A 3,340-nucleotide genomic window follows, 5' to 3' on the forward strand; every position below is an offset into this window, starting at 1 on the left:
TTCGGCCGCTACGGCGGCGCCCTCTCCAGCGTGCGCACCGACGACCTCGGCGCGGTGCCGCTCAAGGCGCTGATGGAGCGCAACAAGAAGGTCGACTGGCAGGCGGTCGGCGACGTGCTCTATGGTTGCGCCAACCAGGCCGGCGAGGACAACCGCAACGTCGCGCGCATGGCGGCCTTGCTGGCCGGCCTGCCGATCGAAGTCGGCGGCGGCACCATCAACCGCCTGTGCGGCTCGGGCCTCGATGCGGTCGGCACCGCGGCACGCGCGATCAAGGCCGGCGAGGCCGGCCTGATGATCGCCGGCGGCGTCGAGAGCATGAGCCGCGCGCCCTTCGTGATGCCCAAGGCCGAGAGCGCCTTCAGCCGCAACAACGCGGTCTAYGACACCACCATCGGCTGGCGCTTCGTCAACAAGCTCATGAAGGCGCAGTACGGCGTCGACTCGATGCCCGAGACGGCCGAGAACGTCGCCACCGACTACAAGATCGAGCGCGAGGCGCAAGACCGCATGGCGCTGGCYTCGCAGCAGCGCGCCGTGGCGGCGCAGAAGTCGGGCTTCTTCGATGCCGAGATCGTGCCGGTGAGCGTGGCCCAGAAGAAGGGCGACCCGATCATCGTCGGCAAGGACGAGCATCCGCGCGAGACCAGCCTGGAGGCGCTGGCCAAGCTCAAGGGTGTGGTGCGTCCCGACGGCAGCGTGACCGCCGGCAATGCCAGCGGCGTCAAYGACGGCGCGGTGGCGCTGCTGCTGGCCGACGAGGCCAGCGCCGCGAAGCACGGCCTGACACCGCGCGCCCGCGTGGTCGGCATGGCGACCGCCGGCGTGGCGCCGCGCATCATGGGCATCGGCCCGGCGCCGGCGACCCAGAAGGTGCTGCAGCTCACGGGCCTGAAGCTCGACCAGATCGACGTCATCGAGCTCAACGAGGCCTTCGCCGCGCAGGGCCTGGCGGTGCTGCGCCTGCTGGGCCTCAAGGACGACGATGCGCGCGTCAACATCAACGGCGGCGCGATCGCGCTGGGCCATCCGCTGGGCGCCAGCGGCGCCCGGCTGGCCACCACCGCCATCAACCAGCTGCACAAGCAGGGCGGCCGCTATGCGCTGTGCACCATGTGCATCGGCGTGGGGCAGGGCATCGCGATCATTCTTGAGCGCGTTTGACCGACTTGGCCCCAAGGCAAAGGGCGCAATAGCCTGGCCGTCCTGCCCCGTCTTCGATTCAGACGCGCGCCGGCGCCGCGCGCCTTGCCAACTCCGGCTTGGCGATGGCGTTGCTGTGCGCTTCGTCAGGCCCGTCGACGATGCGCACGGTGCGCTGATGCGCATAGGCCTCGGCGAACCACAAGCCCAAGCACGCGCCTCCCTCTTGCCCACCGTGTCCATCTTGCAGGCGGCATTGAGGCGTGAGCAGCCGAGCCTGGTCGTTCAGGTAGCGCGATTCGCCGATGCGCTCGTGCCAGACCGACTGCTCGGCAAGAGGGCGTCCGAAGGCGATACGCGAGCGCAGCCGGTCGCACATCAGCTCAAGCGCGCGCTCGGCGGCGCCGATGGAACGCATGCAATGGTGGATGCGTCCCGGGCCAAGGCGCTGTCCTGGACGATTTCGAAAGCGCGACCTTCGCCGACAGGATGTTGCTCACCGGAACGAGCACGTTCTCGAGCAAGACTTCCATGTGGCCGTGCGGTGCATCGTCGAGCCTAACACCGAGAGGTGGCGCAGCACGCTTCGCGCCGGGCGTGTCGCGCGGCACATGCACCATCGATTGCTGCGCATGGCGCGGCGCCTCGGGGTCGGTCTTGCCCATCACGATGAAGATCTTGCAGCGCGGGCTGCCCGCACCCGATGAGAACCACTTGCGGCCGTTGATGACGTACTCGTCGCCGTCGCGCGTGATGGTGCACTGGATGTTGGTGGCGTCCGACGAGGCCACGCCCGGCTCGGTCATGAGGAAGCCGGACCGAATCTGGCCAGCAAGCAGCGGCTCGAGCCATTCGTCCTTCTGCGCCTCGGTGCCGTAGCGCTCGATGGTCTCCATGTTGCCCGTTTCGGGCGCCGAGCAGTTGAATACCTCGCCCGACCAGGACACGCGGCCCATCACTTCGCACAACGGCGCGTAGTCGAGATTGGATATGCTCGACATGCCGCGGTAGTCGTGCGGCAGGAACATGTTCCAGAAGCCGGCCTCGCGCGCCAGCGGCTTGACTTCCTCGATCAATGGTGTCACCCGTCAGGCATTGCCCGAGCGGCGGAATGCGTCCAGCTCCTATGTAGTAGCGCGCCTCGTTGGGATGGATATGCTCGTCGAAGAACTCGTGGGTCGCGTCCGGTCCTGACGCTTGCTGTCCAAGATTCGAACGCTGCCGTCGGAAAGAAGCCGTCTCGCGGGTGACGAGACGGCTGGCGATCGGAAATCAGTCGAGGCGCACGCCTGAGCGCTTTACGACCTCTGACCACTTTGCTGTATCCGTGCGAATCAGCGCGGCGAATTCCTTCGGTGTGCTGAGCCGAACTTCGATGCCGGAATCGGCCATCTGTCGGATGATGTCAGGCGACGACATGGCTGCGCCGATCTCGTCATGCAACGTTGCGACGATGTTTTCGGGCGTACCGGCGGGCGCGAGCACGCCGAGCCAGAGCGACATCTCGTAGTCGCCCATGCCGGGTGTTTCGGAGATGGTGGGCACGTTCGGCATGGTCGGCAGGCGCTTGCGGCCGGTGAGCCCCAGCGGGCGCACCTTCCCGGTCTTGACGTATTCGACGAAATTCGAGGCGGTGTCGAACATCATCGAGGTGCGGCCGCCGAGGAAGTCGGTCATCGCGGGCGCGCTCCCTTTGTACGGAACGTGCGTCAGGTCGACCTTGGCCAAGCTTTTGAAGAGTTCGCCAGAGAGGTGGCTGGTGGTGCCGTTGCCCGCCGATGCAAAGGTCAGCTCGCCGGGCTTCTTGCGCGCAAGCTCGATGAGTTCGGCCACCGACTTGGCGGGCACGTTCGGGTTGACAACGAGCAGGTTGGACGTGTTGTGCGTCAGCGTGACCGGCTCGAAGCTCTTGACTGGGTCGTAGCGCAGGTTCTTATACAGGCTCGGGTTGATGGTGAGCGACCCCATGGTGGCGAACAACAGCGTATAGCCGTCGGGGGCCGAGGTCGCCACCGCCTCGGCGCCGATACCGCCGCCAGCGCCCGCGCGGTTGTCGATGATCACGGCTTGGCCGAGTCGTGCTGCCAGTTTCTGGCCCATGGTGCGTGCCATCAGGTCGGTCGCGCCACCTGCGGGGAACGGCACCACAAGGCGGATCGGCTTGTCAGGATACCCGGCCGCATGGGCGGGCAGGCCC

General features: G+C 66.9%; 2 protein-coding genes and 1 pseudogene. 1 reads left to right on the forward strand and 2 read right to left on the reverse strand.

The window, feature by feature from the left end; all coding sequences use genetic code 11:
* Positions 1-1,164: 3-oxoadipyl-CoA thiolase (pcaF, locus tag AC1DY5_RS48180; RefSeq protein WP_478121423.1), on the forward strand; the 1,164-nt coding region annotated here is incomplete at its 5' end.
* Between the two features lie 58 nt (positions 1,165-1,222).
* Here the strand turns inward: pcaF and AC1DY5_RS48185 are convergent.
* Positions 1,223-2,298 (reverse strand): annotated as a pseudogene (locus AC1DY5_RS48185) (acyl-CoA dehydrogenase family protein).
* Between the two features lie 117 nt (positions 2,299-2,415).
* Complete coding sequence (locus AC1DY5_RS48190; RefSeq protein ID WP_478121424.1) at positions 2,416-3,336, reverse strand: Bug family tripartite tricarboxylate transporter substrate binding protein; 921 nt, start codon at positions 3,334-3,336, stop codon at positions 2,416-2,418.
* Positions 3,337-3,340: the final 4 nt, after the last annotated feature.

It is taken from the genome of Variovorax sp. P4_D9, assembly GCF_056401695.1.